The 16,331-nt window shown below is 36.7% G+C and carries 15 protein-coding genes and 2 tRNA genes; 12 read left to right on the forward strand and 5 right to left on the reverse strand.

Annotated elements, in window-relative coordinates; genetic code table 11:
* Positions 1–19 precede the first annotated feature (19 nt).
* Positions 20–511, forward strand: a complete 492-nt coding sequence (sodN, locus tag AC6EI0_RS05320) for a superoxide dismutase, Ni (RefSeq protein ID WP_369793859.1) — start codon at positions 20–22, stop codon at positions 509–511.
* Positions 486–863 (forward strand): nickel-type superoxide dismutase maturation protease, encoded by a 378-nt coding sequence (gene sodX, locus AC6EI0_RS05325; RefSeq protein ID WP_498523394.1) that lies wholly within the window; start codon positions 486–488, stop codon positions 861–863. The genes sodN and sodX overlap by 26 nt, the downstream gene beginning before the upstream one ends.
* A gap of 33 nt (positions 864–896) precedes the next feature.
* Here sodX and trpC read toward each other — a convergent pair whose 3' ends face one another.
* The 3 genes from trpC to AC6EI0_RS05340 are packed head-to-tail and all read right to left on the reverse strand — an operon-like array spanning position 897 to position 4,102.
* Positions 897–1,784, reverse strand: coding sequence for an indole-3-glycerol phosphate synthase TrpC (trpC, locus tag AC6EI0_RS05330; protein ID WP_498523395.1), 888 nt, complete (start codon positions 1,782–1,784; stop codon positions 897–899).
* A gap of 42 nt (positions 1,785–1,826) precedes the next feature.
* On the reverse strand, positions 1,827–3,269 hold the full coding sequence (gene lpdA / locus AC6EI0_RS05335) for a dihydrolipoyl dehydrogenase (protein ID WP_498523396.1): 1,443 nt from the start codon (positions 3,267–3,269) through the stop codon (positions 1,827–1,829).
* Entirely contained in the window at positions 3,266–4,102 is an 837-nt protein-coding gene (locus AC6EI0_RS05340; RefSeq protein WP_498523397.1) for a TrmH family RNA methyltransferase, read from the reverse strand. Before AC6EI0_RS05340 ends, lpdA begins: the two co-directional genes overlap by 4 nt.
* Before the next feature lie 239 nt (positions 4,103–4,341).
* Between AC6EI0_RS05340 and murA the strand changes: the two genes are divergently transcribed.
* From murA to AC6EI0_RS05360, 4 genes are all read left to right on the forward strand, one after another.
* Positions 4,342–5,718, forward strand: a complete 1,377-nt coding sequence (murA, locus tag AC6EI0_RS05345) for a UDP-N-acetylglucosamine 1-carboxyvinyltransferase (RefSeq protein WP_498523398.1) — start codon at positions 4,342–4,344, stop codon at positions 5,716–5,718.
* Positions 5,719–5,757: 39 nt separating this feature from the next.
* Positions 5,758–5,839, forward strand: a tRNA-Leu gene (locus tag AC6EI0_RS05350).
* An 8-nt stretch (positions 5,840–5,847) separates the two neighbouring features.
* Positions 5,848–7,029: an aspartate aminotransferase family protein gene (locus AC6EI0_RS05355; RefSeq protein ID WP_498523399.1), complete on the forward strand. Its 1,182-nt coding sequence runs from the start codon at positions 5,848–5,850 to the stop codon at positions 7,027–7,029.
* Positions 7,008–8,246: a bifunctional folylpolyglutamate synthase/dihydrofolate synthase gene (locus AC6EI0_RS05360; RefSeq protein WP_498523400.1), complete on the forward strand. Its 1,239-nt coding sequence runs from the start codon at positions 7,008–7,010 to the stop codon at positions 8,244–8,246. The genes AC6EI0_RS05355 and AC6EI0_RS05360 overlap by 22 nt, the downstream gene beginning before the upstream one ends.
* Positions 8,247–8,271: 25 nt before the next feature.
* Here the strand turns inward: AC6EI0_RS05360 and AC6EI0_RS05365 are convergent, their stop codons facing one another.
* Positions 8,272–9,624 (reverse strand): FAD-binding oxidoreductase, encoded by a 1,353-nt coding sequence (locus tag AC6EI0_RS05365; protein ID WP_498523401.1) that lies wholly within the window; start codon positions 9,622–9,624, stop codon positions 8,272–8,274.
* Positions 9,617–10,936, reverse strand: a complete 1,320-nt coding sequence (locus tag AC6EI0_RS05370; RefSeq protein ID WP_498523402.1) for an amidohydrolase family protein — start codon at positions 10,934–10,936, stop codon at positions 9,617–9,619. Before AC6EI0_RS05370 ends, AC6EI0_RS05365 begins: the two co-directional genes overlap by 8 nt.
* Positions 10,937–11,141: 205 nt before the next feature.
* Here AC6EI0_RS05370 and AC6EI0_RS05375 point away from each other — a divergent pair.
* The 6 genes from AC6EI0_RS05375 (at position 11,142) to ftsZ (ending at position 16,316) form a co-directional block, all read left to right on the forward strand.
* Positions 11,142–11,214, forward strand: a tRNA-His gene (locus tag AC6EI0_RS05375).
* A gap of 63 nt (positions 11,215–11,277) precedes the next feature.
* The gene (gene miaB, locus AC6EI0_RS05380) at positions 11,278–12,669 is read left to right on the forward strand and encodes a tRNA (N6-isopentenyl adenosine(37)-C2)-methylthiotransferase MiaB (RefSeq protein WP_498523403.1); all 1,392 of its coding nucleotides are present in this window, start codon (positions 11,278–11,280) and stop codon (positions 12,667–12,669) included.
* Positions 12,670–12,722: 53 nt separating this feature from the next.
* Entirely contained in the window at positions 12,723–13,784 is a 1,062-nt protein-coding gene (locus AC6EI0_RS05385; RefSeq protein WP_498523405.1) for a D-alanine--D-alanine ligase family protein, read from the forward strand.
* Between the two features lie 36 nt (positions 13,785–13,820).
* Positions 13,821–14,231, forward strand: coding sequence for a hypothetical protein (locus tag AC6EI0_RS05390; protein ID WP_498508021.1), 411 nt, complete (start codon positions 13,821–13,823; stop codon positions 14,229–14,231).
* Positions 14,219–15,049 carry a cell division protein FtsQ/DivIB gene (locus AC6EI0_RS05395; RefSeq protein ID WP_498523406.1) on the forward strand — a complete coding sequence of 277 codons (831 nt, stop codon included), beginning with the start codon at positions 14,219–14,221 and terminating at the stop codon, positions 15,047–15,049. Before AC6EI0_RS05390 ends, AC6EI0_RS05395 begins: the two co-directional genes overlap by 13 nt.
* 169 nt (positions 15,050–15,218) lie before the next feature.
* Positions 15,219–16,316 carry a cell division protein FtsZ gene (ftsZ, locus tag AC6EI0_RS05400; protein WP_498523407.1) on the forward strand — a complete coding sequence of 366 codons (1,098 nt, stop codon included), beginning with the start codon at positions 15,219–15,221 and terminating at the stop codon, positions 16,314–16,316.
* Positions 16,317–16,331: the final 15 nt, after the last annotated feature.

Here is a 16,331-nt window from a genome sequence, read left to right on the forward strand (position 1 = left end):
GCCATTAATGTAAAAAAAAATGTTCACAAATTATTCTCAGATGTTGAGCGAAACACTTACATCAATCTTTAACAAGCTTCCAGCAAAATCTGTTCACGCTCACTGTGACGGACCTTGCGGTGTATACGACCCTGCTTCAGCAAGAGTTGCCGCAGAAGCAGTTTTGTCTATGACAAAAAAACTTATTGCTCTAGCTCCAGCTGGTAACGATCAAGCTTCCATTTCAGCTTATAACAACACTTTTTCTCGCTTCGTTGCGATTAAAGAAGAAGAATCACAAAAGGCCAAAAAAGAACTTCTAATCCTCTGGACTGATTACTTCAAGCCTGAGCACTTAGCTACATATCCAGATCTTCATGACACTTTTTGGAAAGCAGCAAAGCTTTGTAGTGCATGCAAGGTAAATATTGATCAAACCAAGGCAGAAGAATTATTAGCAGCTGTACAAAAGATTCACTCGATGTTTTGGTCATCAAAAGGTAGAAGTGATAGCTGGGTTACCGCAAGCTGATAAAAGTCTTTTCCACAAGCCAGACTTAATTACTTTATTTACTTTAATAATCGGTTACCGACAACATTTACGTGTTGTCGGTACTTCTATGGAAAGAACTCTTAAAGAGGGCGATTTAGTAACATATAAAAAGTTAAACCCCAAAAATATTGACTTAGAGATTGGCGATATCGTCGTTGCCTCGCATCCAAAAACAAAAAATAAGTTAATAATAAAAAGAATTCATAGGATTTATCAAAATAAATTTGATTTAAGGGGAGACAACTCATTGTCAAGCACTGATAGTCGAGAATTGGGGTTATTTGAATTAGATTTAATCATTGGGAAAGTAGACAAAATCTTCTCTAACTAGGCTTATGAGATTGGCTAAGATATTTTCCCTAATTTATAAGTTACCAATTAACTTTTTAACTCCACCTAATATATCTTCCTGTGACATAAGAGATTCACCAACTAAAACAGCATCAGCCCCATAACTCTTCACTAAATCCAAATCCTCACGCTTAAATAAACCTGACTCGCTTACCAAAGTAATAGAATTTTCCTTGATTTGGTTAGCATAATTCTTAGCCAATTTCTTTGTAACCTCAAGATCAGTTTTAAAACTCTTTAAATTTCTATTATTAATACCTATTAAATTAAATACATTAATATTTAGTACTCGTTCAAGTTCTTCTGAGTCATGAACCTCTACTAATATTGCAAGTCCCAAATGTTCAGCGACCTTAGATAAGTACTTTAAATCAGAATCAGTCAGAATTGCCGCAATCAAAAGTGCAGCATCAGCACCAGCAGCTCTTGCTTGGTAAAGCTGATAGGGGTAAAGGATAAAGTCCTTACATAGGATTGGTATTATGACTTCCTTTCTAACTTCAACTAAGACATCAAAACCACCTTGAAAAAATTTTTTATCTGTTAAGACCGATATGCAATTAGCACCTCCCTTTTGATACATTTTACCTATCATTTTCGCGTCAAATTCTTCTCTAATTATCCCTCTACTTGGACTAGCCTTTTTTATTTCTGAGATTAGTGCTGGTTTCGAATTACTATTTCTTAATGCATCTATGAAATTTTTTGTTTTTGGTAAACCCTTGATCTTTTTCTTTAAATCTTCAAGCGAAACTTTTTTTCTTGCAATCTCAACTTCTAGATGTTTTTCCCAAACAATTTCCTCCAAAATATTTTTAGGTTTTGAATCTGGGTGAGGAATTGCATACTCTAAATTAGCTACTTTTATACTTGGGTTAGGAGGTCTTCTTCTGATTTCCATAATTTAAATAATTAATGATCTATAAAGATAAAATTTGATTTACTACTTCTTTATTTGTAAAGAAGCTTGCTTATAAGCAACCTCTACAACTTCGCTTAATGTTGGATGAGTATGAACTTCTTTTGCTAAGTCATTAACTCGTTGTCTTCTAGAAATTGCATTAGAAACTTCTTGTATGAGATCAGCGGCATGTAATCCATAAATATGAGCCCCAAGGACTTCTCCCGTATCTTTATTGAAAATCAACTTCATAATTCCATCACTTTCTAATTCAGCCAAGGCCTTAGAGTTCGCTTTGAAATAACTTCTAACAATTCCAAGTTCAAAGCCTTCGTTTTTCGCTAGATCTTTTGCTTCTTCTTCCGAGAGTCCAACGGAACTTATCTCAGGGTGAGTAAAAGTCGCTGCAGGAATACTTCTGTAATCAATTTCTATTGCTTTTCCTAAAATATTTTCTACAGCAATACTCCCTTGCGCTGCAGCGGTATGGGCCAACATCAACTTACCCGTAACATCTCCGACTGCCCATAGATTAGAAACCGGTTTTTCATTGACCAATACTCTCATCTGATCATCAATTGGAATAAAACCTCTCGTTGTTTCAACTCCAACAGATTGTAGATTTAGATTTTTAGTCGACGGTACTCGACCTGTTGCGACCAGAACAGCGTCAACTTTCAACTCCTCAATTACTTCTCGACTCTTTGCATCTGTAAGCTCGACCTCGACGGGACAACCTGGCTTAACTTTAGTAGCGAACACACCAGCTCGAGTTTCAATATCTCTTTTATCAATTAGGTTTCTTGAAGCAATTTTCGTGATATCTGGGTCAAAAGTAGGCATTACTTTATCAAGAGCTTCAATCATGGTCACCTCACAACCTAAAGCTGTATAAATATCAGCGAATTCCAAACCTATATAGCCACTACCAATTATTGCAATCCATCTTGGCAACCATTCTAAATTAATAGCCTCATCACTTGTAAAAACAGTTCGTCCATCAATTTCAATTCCAGGCGGTACAAAAGGGTCTGAACCTGTAGCTAAGATAATATCTCTAGCAGAAAAAATCCTATCAACTCCACTAGTTTCTCTTAAACCGACCTTTTGATTGCCTTCTAAACGTCCTTCTCCTCTAAGTATCTCAACTCCAGATCTTTCCAATGTTTTAGTTAGATTTTTTCGAATTGTCTCGACTAAATTTTTTGCATGTTCGGCTATTTTTTTACGTTCAAATCTAACCGGAGCCGAATGTATCCCAAATTCAGCAAGATGAGGGACATCTGCAAGCTCACGAACTTTACCACTAGCAGCTAGTAATGCTTTAGAGGGGACACAGCCTCTGTTAACACAGGTCCCACCCATATCTCTTGATTCGACAATCGCCACTTTCAAGCCAGCCTCTGCAGCGTGTTTAGCCGCATCAAAACCTCCATATCCAGCTCCGACAACAATCAAGTCAAAGTCAAAAGAAATTTCACTCACGATTTTTTTTGGAAACCTTTAACCATTTTTACCCTTTGTCGCTCCAACAAGAGAGGAACTGCAGCAGATGCCACATTTAGTGAATCAACTAATGAGCTATGAGGCAACGTAACAAAGTCTGTACAACATGCTTCAATTGAAGCATGAACACCTGAACCCTCATTACCAAGAACCAATACTGTAGGGAGATCCCAGTCTAATTCCCAATAAGGTTTCACTTTCTTATCAGTAATTTTATTCGGTGAAATTGTTCCTACCACTTGGTAATTATCATCAATTGCAATATTGAGTTTTGAAACAAGCATTTCAATACTTGAAGAAGATAAATCTCCAATCCGTTCAAAAGGCATATGAAGAACTGAGCCAGCGGAGGATCTTAAAACCTTTTGATTAAGTGGATCGGCTCCAGAAGCTAACCACATAACTTCATATTCACCAGCAAGAGCTGATCGAAATAAATTTCCCAAATTACCTGGATCTTGAATCCTATCCAAAGCCAAAATATGTTTAGGGGCTTTCCCCGATTTTGGTAACCCTTTCATTGGGAATATCGCTGCGACACCATCAGGTGTGACTGTTGACAAAGATGTTTCTAAAACGTTTTTGGTTACGAGGGTTAATAAAGTTCTTGAAGCTATTTTTTTTAAAATTTCCGCATGCTGATCACACCATTCAGGAGTTGCAATAACTTCTGTTGGCAAAAAATTTGTTTTCAAAGCCTCTTCTAACAAATGAGACCCCTCAAGCAAAAGAGAAGAATGCTCTTCACGTCCAGTTTTTTTCAAAAGACCCCTCAATTTTCGAACCAAAGGGTTTCTTTTACTTGTAATCAATGGCGAATATGAATTATTAATTTTCTAACCTCAAATTATTTAATTTTAGAAAAGCAGAAAAGTTTCTTGCATTAAAAACCACTTATTTTCTTATTAAATTCAATAAAAACTATATAAAAATTTTATTCAAACTCTCAACATTATCAATATTTAATTTGAACCCATCAATTTTCAATAAGGTTGACTGGACTATTTGAAATCCACTTGGCATTATGGCTGGGTAAGCAGTTCGCTCCAATATGAGTAGTGTAGCGACAATTAAAAGGGATATTATTCCGCCACATCTGGAGGTAAAAGGAGGGCGTCCGCTTAGTGGGATCTTAAAAGTTAGTGGGGCAAAAAATTCTTCGCTAGCTTTAATGGCTGCGGCGCTTCTTACGAAAGAAAAACTCCTCATTCAAAATGTCCCACAACTGACGGACATTGAAGTCATGTCAGAGATACTCCGTAATCTGGGTGCAAAGTTAACTAAAACAAATAATTCTCTCGAAATTAATTCAGAGTCCATTAATAATGTTGAATTGCCGTATGAATTAGTTCATAGCTTGAGAGCAAGCTTTTTCTGTGTTGGCCCCTTACTTACAAGACTTGGAGAAGCAAAAATTCCTTTGCCTGGTGGTTGCAATATTGGATCAAGACCTGTCGATGAGCATATTAATGGTCTAAAAGCTTTAGGAGCGGAAGTTGAAGTTATAAATGATGTTGTAAAAGCTAAAGTCTCAACAAAAGAAAAAAGATTACTTGGAGCGAATATTACTCTTAAATATCCCAGCGTTGGAGCCACGGAAACCATCTTGATGGCTTCTTGCTTAGCTTTAGGCAAAACAACAATATCGAATCCAGCTAGAGAACCAGAGATCCAGGATCTCGCAAAAATGCTTAATTCAATGGGAGCAAAAGTTTTTGGAGCAGGAACGAAAAGAATCACAATCCTTGGAGTTGAATCTTTAAGCGGGACTTCTCATTGTGTTATTCCAGACAGGATAGAAGCAGGAACTTTTCTTATTGCTGCAGCAATAACACGATCGCCTCTCATTATTGGTCCAGTAATCCCAAATCATTTGAGCGCTGTTATTTCAAAATTAAAAGAATGTGGTTGTTCAATATCTCAACATGGGAATCATCATTTAAAAATCATTCCAAGAGAGATTTCAGGAGTTGATATAACAACAAGTCCATTTCCCGGTTTCCCAACTGATCTTCAGGCTCCATTTATGTCACTAATGGCCACCGCTAAAGGTTCAAGCAAAATCGAAGAAAGAGTTTTTGAGAAGAGAATGCAACACGTTTTGGAGCTAAATAAAATGGGCGCCTGTATTCATCTAGAAAACAATACAGCTTACATAAAAGGAGTGAAAAAACTTGTAGGTTCAAATGTAGAGGGAGGAGATTTACGTTCTTCTGCTGCCATTATTCTTGCATGTCTCTCTGCCAAAGGAACTAGTATTTTCACGGGCCTCGAACACTTAGATAGAGGCTATGAAAAATTAGAAGAAAAATTAACGCATGCAGGTTCTATTATTTCTAGAAAATTTAATCAAATAACATCTCAAAGTTCTTTCTCTAACAAAATAATTAGAGAAGACAATATTGATACTCAAAAAAATGCAGCTTAGTTTCATATATTTGCTAGTTTTGACATAAAATAAACACATGGGAGCGTGGTGGAATTGGTAGACGCACCGCACTCAAAATGCGGCACCTTCGGGTTTGTCGGTTCAAGTCCGACCGCTCCCACTTCATTGATGAAAACTTACAATCGTTTTCCCTTAGATCTCATTAGGGGTAAAGGCTCATGGGTGTGGGATAAAAAAGGCCAAAAATATCTTGATGCTGTGGCTGGAATTGCAACATGTTCACTAGGCCACAGTGATAAAGCATTAATCAAATCCTTATCAAAACAATTAAAAAGACTTCAACACGTATCTAACCTTTACGGAATACCAGAGCAAGAAGAATTAGCTCAATGGTTAACTTCACAAAGTTTTGCCAAGAGTGTATTTTTTTGCAATAGCGGTGCTGAAGCAAATGAAGCTGCAATTAAATTGGCAAGAAAATATGGGCATATTGAACGTAATATCGACAACCCAGTCATTCTTTGCTCAAAGGAAAGCTTTCACGGAAGAACACTCGCCGCTGTAAGTGCGACAGGCCAAACGAAATACCACAAAGGTTTCGAACCAATGGTTCAGGGATTTCAGTTTTTTTCGTATAATGACAGTGAATCTTTTGAAAATCTATTTGATTCTTTAGAAAAAACAGGGCCACAAATTGCAGCTGTATTTATTGAACCTATACAAGGTGAGGGAGGAATAAATATTGGAAAAAAATCATTTTTTGAACTCTTAAGAAAAAAATGTACTCACAACAATGTTTTATTGATATTTGACGAAGTACAAACTGGAATGGGGAGGACAGGTACTCTTTGGGGATATGAACAACTAGGTATTGAACCTGATGTTTTCACACTAGCCAAAGGACTTGGTGGAGGTCATGCCATTGGAGCGTTATTGGTTAATCAATTGGCTGATGTCTTTCAGCCCGGTGATCATGCCAGCACTTTTGGAGGTAATCCTTTCGCTTGTAGAGCAGCTCTAACCGTTGGGAAAGAAATTCAAAAAAGAGACCTACTAAATAAAGTCAACGAAAGAGGTGATCAGCTAAAAGAAGGATTAATTAAACTATCTGAAAAATATTCAGATATATTTATCTCCACAAGAGGCGTTGGTCTTATTCAAGGTCTCGTCATAAAAGACGATATCAAAATAACATCTCTTGATATTGTCAAATCCGCCTTAGAGGAGAAACTTCTTCTGGTATCAGCAGGTACAAAGGTAGTAAGGATAGTCCCACCTTTAACTATTACAAAAAAAGAAGTCAAAGAGCTTCTAGCGAGAATAGACAAATGTCTGATGAAACTTTCATAACAAAATCGAACTTCATTTTTGAAACCAAGAGCACAGAATATAAAGATATGAATCTGGGCATAGATCGTATGTCATTGGCTATTAATGCCATGGGAGAGCCCTGCAAAAAAACACCTGCCATTCATATTGCCGGAACAAATGGGAAAGGCTCTATTGCAGCTTTTATTAATAGTGTTCTTAGCTTAGTCAATATCAAAACTGGAGTTACCACTTCGCCCCATTTAGTTGATTGGGTTGAGAGAATATGTATAAACAAAACTCATATACCTAAAGAAGAATTTCAATCATTAAGTCTCGCTCTTACTCCAATTGCAGAAAAATATAGATTAACTCCTTTTGAATTTGTTATTGCAATAGCACTTAAATATTTTAGTTTAAAAGAAGTTGAACTTCTTATCCTTGAAGTAGGACTCGGAGGTAGACTTGATGCAACAACCGCACATAAATATAGACCTATTATTGCATTTGGAGCTATTGGTCTTGATCATTGTGAATACCTGGGTGATAATCTAGAAAAAATAGCTACTGAAAAAGCAGCTGTAATAACTACAAAGAGCACTGTCATTACAGCCACTCAAGACAATATTGTAAAAAGAGTTTTAGAAGAGACTGCCAAGAGGAAACAAGCAGTTATTCATTGGGTAGATCCAATTCCATCAGACTGGCAACTCGGTCTATCAGGAGTAATACAGAAAGAAAATGCAGCTGTAGCCAAAGGGGTTATTGAATCCTTAAAAAATATTGGCTGGAATATTTCTAAAGAACAACTTCGAGAAGGCTTATCTCTTGCTAAATGGCCTGGAAGACTTCAAGCAACAAAATGGGAAGGGAAGCCCATAGTTGTTGATGGTGCACATAATCCTAATGCTGCTAATCAATTATCAATTGAAAGGGACACATGGCCTAATCAAAAAAGTGGAATTATTTGGATACTAGGAATTCAAGAAAGAAAAGACATGATAGGCATTTTGTATAAACTAGTTAGAGAGAAAGATTTAGCTTGGATAGTTCCTGTCCCTGGCCAACAAAGCTGGTCAAAAGATCAAATTTTAAGTTTTTCCCCTGAATTTAAAGACCAAATCAAAGAAGCGCTTAGCGTGGAAGATGTTTTATCAGCACTTAAGAATCAACATAGATGGCCATCTCCACCACCTGTAATTACAGGATCACTCTATTTAATAGGTGATCTTTTTCAAAGGAAAATATTGATAAGTTAAATTGTTTAAAAATATAGAAATTAAATCAATTGACTTTTAGATTCCATCCTTTGAGTTTACCTGGATTGAGAATCCCTTTTGGATCAAAGTTACTCTTAGCTTCCACTTGATCAGAATCAATCACACCTAGACCTCCATCTTCAACAGTGATTGTATGCGGGTTAAAAATCACTGCACCAAGCTCTCTGCATTGACTGATTAATTCATTCATAGCTTCTTCACCTTGCCACTTAACAAGAGGAAGTGAAGCTAATCTTTGCACTCCATTTTGACGAACACATTCCAAATGCCATAGAAGATTATCTCCCCACTCGGATTTCAATGTTTTCATCATTTCTAACTCAGGCTGAGGAAGAAGCATTTGCAAATATGTCCAATTAGGATCAATACCACGCATATGTAAAGTCGTGTGGTTCCAAGAAAGCTCTCGAAGGCCTGTTCCAGCCTTCAGGTTCTCCGTGCCCAAGTCATCAAAGTCTGCGCCAGCCGACTTTGCAAGTCGCTCAACTGTACTAACACCATCAGGCGCGACCAACAATAATATCCTATGTTTCTTTGATGGTTTACCAGACCAATGCGGAAGACAGTTAAGAATTTCACTCTCTAACAAGGTTCCCAAATAAAGCTCTAGTGCAGCACAATTAAATTTGATTAACAAGTCAACAGCTTGATTCCAATCAAAACAATCGACAACTATTTGTTGCCATTCAACAGATGGAGCAGTAGTTAATGTCAACGCAGTAATAATTCCGTTGGTTCCATAAGCATGGTTCAATGCCTCAGACTTGTTTGCGTTCAATTCTAGTTTTCTTGGGGAATCCTCAGTCGTTATTATTTCTAAGGATTGCAAATGGCCAGGATCTCGCAGGAAGCCCCAACGAACGGATCCTATTCCACCTGAACCACCAGCGATGAAGCCGCCAATAGAGGCGCTTCTCCATGTACTTGGAAGCAACCGTAATTGTCGACCATGTTTAATCAACTCATCATTGATATCTCTAAGCAAACAACCAGATTCAACTGTAATTTCACCTGATTTTGAATCGAAATTTCTAATTTTCTTAAGACCAGACATAACCATGACTACTCCACCATCAAGTGGAACACTTTGCCCGTAGTTCCCTGTTCCTGACCCTCTAAGCGTCAACGGAGTTGAGTACTTATTACAAATTCGAGCAACATCAATAATGGCATCTACCGAAAGTGGTCGAACAACTATTTCAGCCAAGCAGTCTTTCAATTCATTAATCAATATTGGTGAATAATCAAAGAAATCTTTAGAGAACCTTTTTAAATCACTAGTTTTTTGATAGATCTCTAAATGAGATACTTGTTTTAGTTCACTTAATAGCAACTCTATTTTCTCTTTACTAATCATGACTCATGGTTTGTGAATGTTGTTTTTTGTTTATAGGCAATTTATTCAAGAAATCACCATTAACTACTACTCTTCTTTTGGGTCTTTCAGACAAAGCTTTCACCCAACTAGTTGAATCTAACAAAATAAAATCCGCAGGACTTCCCTTTTGAAAAATGCCATCCCATTTAAGGTCAAGCAAATCTGCTGGAGACCAAGTAAATGGAGAAAGGCCCAATCTGTCCCAGGGAGATAGATGAGCAATTGTCATGGAGAATGACATTAAATTTATTGGATCAAAATTAGATAAAGGGAACCATGAATCATTTACGTTATCTCCTCCTACAGATACATCGACTCCCGCTTTTTGAAGTTGAAAAATAGGTGCTAATGGTCTTTTAGTTAAGGTGGATCGATCTTTTCTTCCTAGAAGCCAAGAGTTAGTTAATGGTAAAGAAACTACTTTTAATCTGTTCTTAGCCATTTCGTTCGCTAATAATGAAATCTCCTTTTCTCTTAACAATCCCATACTGCTTAGATGACTACAAGTTATTGATATCTCATTTTTGACTTGGCCTAATACTTCTAGAAGTAATTTTAATCCCCCAGCCGGGCAAAGTTGAGACTCATCAATATGAAGATCAACATCACACTTAAGTCTATTTGCTAGTTCCACTAGGTGAAGTAAGGACTTAAAAGTTTTCCTTTTATTGAAAGGTGGCGCTATCACCCCACCTAAGAGATCTCCATTTAGAGCAACTCTTTGAGCTAAAAGCTCGCCTTCATCACTTTGCCAAAAATCTAATGGAACCAAAGCCACAAACTGTAAAAAAATTTTCTCTTGCCATTTTGTTCTAATACTTTCTATCTGATCCCAATCTCTCATTGCTGTTTTTCCAAAACTATCTATATGAGATCTAATTGCCCTAATCCCATTAAAAAGGGCTAGGTTGAGACACTTTTCAACTCTGAAAATTAATTCTTCTTCGGACCTCAATTCATATTCACGGAGGTTTGCTGCTAATGCTTCTTGATAACTACCCCTCAAGTTAGGTGAACGTGACCATGAAAATGCTTTATCTATATGTGCATGCGGTTCTGCAAATCTTGGCAAAAGGACTTCCTCCGAAACTTTTGAAGTTTCATCTAAGCCCCTAATTGATGTAATTGTTCCATCTCGCCACTCAAGCCGAGCAGACAACAATCCTTCTTTGTCAATTGAAGTTCCCAAAACATCATGTCCATTACCAATTAAACATCTTGGAACAAGAACATCAACCCGCCCAGACTTTGGAGGACTTGCAATAAATTCAACATCTTTTGCGAAATTCACTTTTGAATAGATTTCAATCCCGGGCTTTATTATTATGTGTTCTGCTTACACAGTAACTTCTATATCTGTCAATTGCGTTTTGATCAAGATATAAAAAGTGATATTTTTAATCCGTACTATCTACAATACTCACAAGCTAAATTTTTTTACCAAAATCATTTTGAAATTTCAAAATGACAAATCATTGGTAGATTAAAAGCACAAGGCGGGCGTCGCCAAGTGGTTAAGGCAGCGGCTTGTGGCGCCGCTATACGGGGGTTCGAATCCCCTCGCTCGCCCTTAAAAATTTTTTTAGGATCATCTTAAAAATCTTTTTCCCCAAGGAAAAAAATTAATCTGTGATGACAACATCCATAGCTCCTACTAATCAAAGCAAGTCTTTTAGAAGCCATAGAGGGAGCTACTGGATTACCACTTTCGGTTGTCAAATGAATAAAGCTGATTCAGAGAGAATGTCAGGCATTTTACAAACAATGGGATATGAGCTTGCAGAGGAGGAACTTAAGGCAGATTTAGTTCTCTACAACACATGTACTATTCGTGATAATGCTGAGCAAAAAGTTTACAGCTATCTAGGTAGGCAAGCTAGAAGGAAAAAATCAGATCCTAATTTAAAAATTATTATTGCAGGATGCTTAGCTCAACAAGAAGGGGAAACACTTTTAAGAAGAGTTCCTGAAGTAGATCTTGTTATGGGACCTCAGCATGCAAATCGACTGGAGACTCTTCTTAATCAAGTTGATAACGGTCATCAGGTATTAGCGACTGATGAACAGCACATTTACGAAGACATCGCGACGGCAAGAAGAGAGAGCGCTATATGTGGCTGGGTTAATATTATTTATGGATGCAATGAGAGGTGCACTTATTGCGTAGTCCCCTCGGTTAGAGGCAAAGAACAATCACGAACACCCCAAGCTATTAAACATGAAATAGAAGAATTAGCGAGAATTGGATATAAAGAAATAACCCTTTTAGGGCAAAATATTGATGCTTATGGTAGAGACTTTAAAGCATATAAATTCAATAAGTCTGGGCAATTAACACTTTCATATTTACTAGAATATATTCATGATATTGAGGGAATAGAGCGTATAAGATTTGCCACAAGTCACCCTAGGTATTTCACGAAAGAATTAATAGATGTATGTGCAAAACTTCCTAAAGTTTGTGAACACTTTCATATACCTGTCCAAAGTGGAAGTAATAAAATACTGAAAAACATGGGTCGAGGATATACTGTTCAATCCTATAAAGAAATTGTAAATTATATAAAACAAATAATGCCTGAGTCCTCAATTACTTCTGATGCAATTGTAGCTTTTCCTGGAGAGACGAGAGATGAATTCGAAGAGACGCTATCACTTATTGAGGATGTTCAATTTGACTTGGTTAATACTGCAGCCTATTCGCCCAGACCAAATACCCCAGCTGCCTTATGGCCTAATCAATTATCTGAAACAATAAAAATCGATCGACTAAGAGAAATTAATAACTTAGTAGAAAAGACTGCACAGAAAAGAAATTTAAGGTATAAAAACTCTTTACAGGAAATACTCGTTGAGAGCATAAATTCTAAAGATAGCTCCCAATTACTAGGAAGGACTAGAACAAATCGATTAACATTTTTCCCAAAGTCTCCAATTGATAGAGAATCACCTCAACCTGGAGAAATAGTGAATATAAAAATCAATGAGATACGTCCATTCTCATTAACTGGAAATTTGTTATAAATGTTGATTAATTCAATAACCCACGCTTAAAGAATATTGAGAGCTAAATAAATATGTCAAATACAAAGCTAATTATAGGACTGGTTTTCGGTGGAGAATCAAGCGAACACGAAGTTTCCATCAAATCAGCTAAGACAATTTATAATGCTTTATCTCATCCTTACAATAGTAAAAACTTTATTGTAAATCCAATTTATATAAACAAGAATGGGGTTTGGGAGAATCCAGAATACTCAAAGTCAATTTTATTGGAAGAAAAAAAACCAATCATCACAACAAAAAACAATAAAGTTTCCATTAGTAATCTCAGTAACTTTCCAATATTAAGTAAAAATATTGATGTATGGTTCCCTGCACTACATGGTCCCAATGGGGAAGATGGCGTTATTCAAGGACTATTTAAATTAACAGGAAAATCTTTTGTTGGATCAGGAACTCTTGGTTCATCATTAGGAATGGATAAAATAGCAATGAAATCAATTTTTAAATCATTCAACCTTCCTCAAACTCCGTATGTTTTTTTTCATAAAGAAGATTTATTAAATAAATTATTAATGAAATCTATTTTTGATGAAATAGAAAAAAAAATACATTATCCATGTTTTGTAAAGCCAGCTAATTTAGGTTCTTCTATTGGAATAACCAAAGCAAAGTCAAAGCAAGAACTTATTTCTGGGATAGAAATTGCAGCAAAATACGATGAGAGGGTAATCGTAGAAAAAAATATCGAAGGGAGAGAACTTGAATGTGGCGTATTAGGCAAGTCCAAAATGAAATCTTCAGTTATAGGCGAAGTTAAATTTGAAACTGATTGGTATACATATGAATCAAAATATAATCAGGACTTGAGCAATACAATCATCCCAGCTGACTTGAACGTAAATATATCTAATAAAATACAAAAGCTAGCTATCGAGGCATGTAAAGCTATCAATGCTTGTGGCTTGGCTAGAGTCGATTTCTTTTATCAAGAAAGTACGCAACAGATTTATATAAATGAAGTTAATACCTTGCCAGGCTTTACTAGAACAAGCATGTATCCAATGTTGTGGGAAGCTTCAGGAATAAAACTAGAAAAACTTGTTGCTAATCTCATAGAAACAGCTAGAGAATGAATTAACCATGACATTTTTAGATCTCTATTTCAAAAAATGATTCACGGTCTTCTTTGGTTGCCATTATTAATGGCTTTTATTCTCATTGCTTCCCTTGGTTGGATCGAGAGAAGGCGACAGAATCTCTACTTGATTTGGGCTAAAGGTTCAGAGCTGGCCAAACTTGATGGAACAGGAGCTGCTCGATTAAAAGCTGGGATTTTATGCTGGAGCAGCTTTGAGGCTGGTAGCTTCAAGGAGGAAGCAACTTTTGAAGTCAAGAAATTAGAAATGGTTGAGCTAATGGCTTTGAGTTCAGGGGAAGCTCCTCTAACAAAAGAATCTGAAGGACGCTGCCGACTTAGGCTTATTGGTTCAGGTAAAGAAATAGATGTGCCTTTTTCAGATGCTGAACGTGCTCGTCAATGGATGGACAAACTTATGTCCAGAGCAAGATGCGACCTTTGAAATCTAACAAAATAAAAAACAGAAACTCATTAAAAAATAATCGATTATCAACTAGAAAAGTTTCGTTTATTTTTCAAAAAAAGAATTTTCTCATTGAACTTTGGCAATTACTTTTTTTCTCAAGCACTTCAATTTTTCTGATCATTACATTTTTAAACCAGGCTTGGGAACCAATTGGTTTTGATCAAACTATAATCACAGGCCTATCTGGAATAACAAAAAACGACATTAAAAAAACCACCAGTATTTTTTATCCAAAAAATTTGTTGGAATTAAATCCAAAAGAAATTGAATCTTATTTAACAAGAAAGCTACCTATTAAAGGTGTTTCCGTAAGCCGACAAATTTTCCCTCCCGAGATTCATTTAATTTTCTTAGAAAGAGAACCAATTGCTTTTGCGAGTAGAGTTTTATCAAATACTACAGAAAAAGGAATGATTGATATTGAAGGATCTTGGATACCACTTCAATTTGTAAATCAGTCAAAAAAAAATAAAATAAAATTATCTATCGAAAATTGGAATCCAAATAAAAAAAACGAAATCATTCTGATAATAAAAAATAGATTCAACTTTAAAAGCCCTCTTCAAAAAATCGAAATTAATCCTCTTGGAGAAATAAGCCTAAAAACTGAGCACTTCGATTCAGTCCTTCTAGGCTCGGGAACGGATCGCTTAATCGAGCAAATTGCTAAACTTAACCAGCTACAAAAATCATTACCAAATCTTTTAATCAACACAAAAGTAAAAATCGTGGATCTAAAAGATCCGAGTAAACCAGAATTAAAAATAGAAAAAACATTAGGGAACAGAAAGTAAAAGCCTTACCACAACACAACTTTTCAGAAATCCCAAGCAAATTTGTAATAATTCACGGCCAATCTGGGAAATTAATTTGTTAATCAATTTGAACCTATAAGCCAACAGAATTCATGGATGATGTTCATAATGCCCAAAACGAGTTCTAATCCTGAATATGGTGATGGGAATGGGAAACAAATCTAGTTTCAACATGGATGAAGGAATCCTACCCAGTCAATCTGCACGTATTGAGGTTATTGGCGTTGGAGGTGGCGGGAGTAATGCCGTCAACAGGATGATTAATAGTGATCTTGATGGAGTCACATATCGTGTTCTCAATACAGACGCTCAAGCTCTTATTCAATCATCTGCAACTCATAGAGTTCAGCTTGGTCAAAGCTTAACTAGAGGCCTTGGTGCAGGCGGCAATCCAAGCATTGGTCAAAAGGCCGCAGAAGAATCACGAGCTGACCTCCAACAAGCCTTAGAAGGTGTAGACCTAGTTTTTATTGCCGCTGGCATGGGCGGAGGCACTGGAACAGGTGCTGCCCCTGTTGTCGCTCAAGTTGCCAAAGAAAGTGGCGCTTTGACAGTAGGAATAGTTACTAAACCATTCAGCTTTGAAGGTAAACGTCGTTTAAGACAAGCAGATGAGGGTATCGCGAGGCTTGCAGAGAATGTTGACACATTAATTGTTATTCCAAACGACAGATTAAAAGACGTAATTTCCGGAGCACCTTTGCAAGAAGCCTTTAGAAGTGCTGATGATGTTTTGATGAAAGGAGTTCAAGGGATAAGCGACATAATCACTTGTCCTGGGTTGGTTAACGTAGATTTTGCGGATGTGCGTTCTGTAATGACAGAAGCTGGTACTGCCCTTTTAGGTATTGGTTTAGGCTCTGGAAGATCAAGAGCTCTAGAAGCAGCTCAAGCAGCAATCAACAGCCCACTTTTAGAAGCAGCTCGAATAGATGGAGCAAAAGGATGTGTGATAAACATCACTGGTGGAAAAGATATGACTCTAGAAGACATGACTTCTGCTTCTGAAGTTATATCTGATGTAGTAGATCCAGAAGCCAACATAATTGTAGGTACAGTTGTTGATGAAAAACTTGAAGGGGAAATCCAAGTAACCGTTATTGCAACTGGATTCGACAGTAATCAGATTTATTCAAATGAGAGAACTAGAGCAAGACTCTCTCCTCAATCACTTTACGAACAGTCAGAAGTCAGAGAATCAGGGGCCTCAATACCGGAATTTTTACGTCTAAGACAAAATCGTTGAGAATTATCAGTTTGC

This window comes from Prochlorococcus sp. G5PB11 (assembly GCF_059772425.1).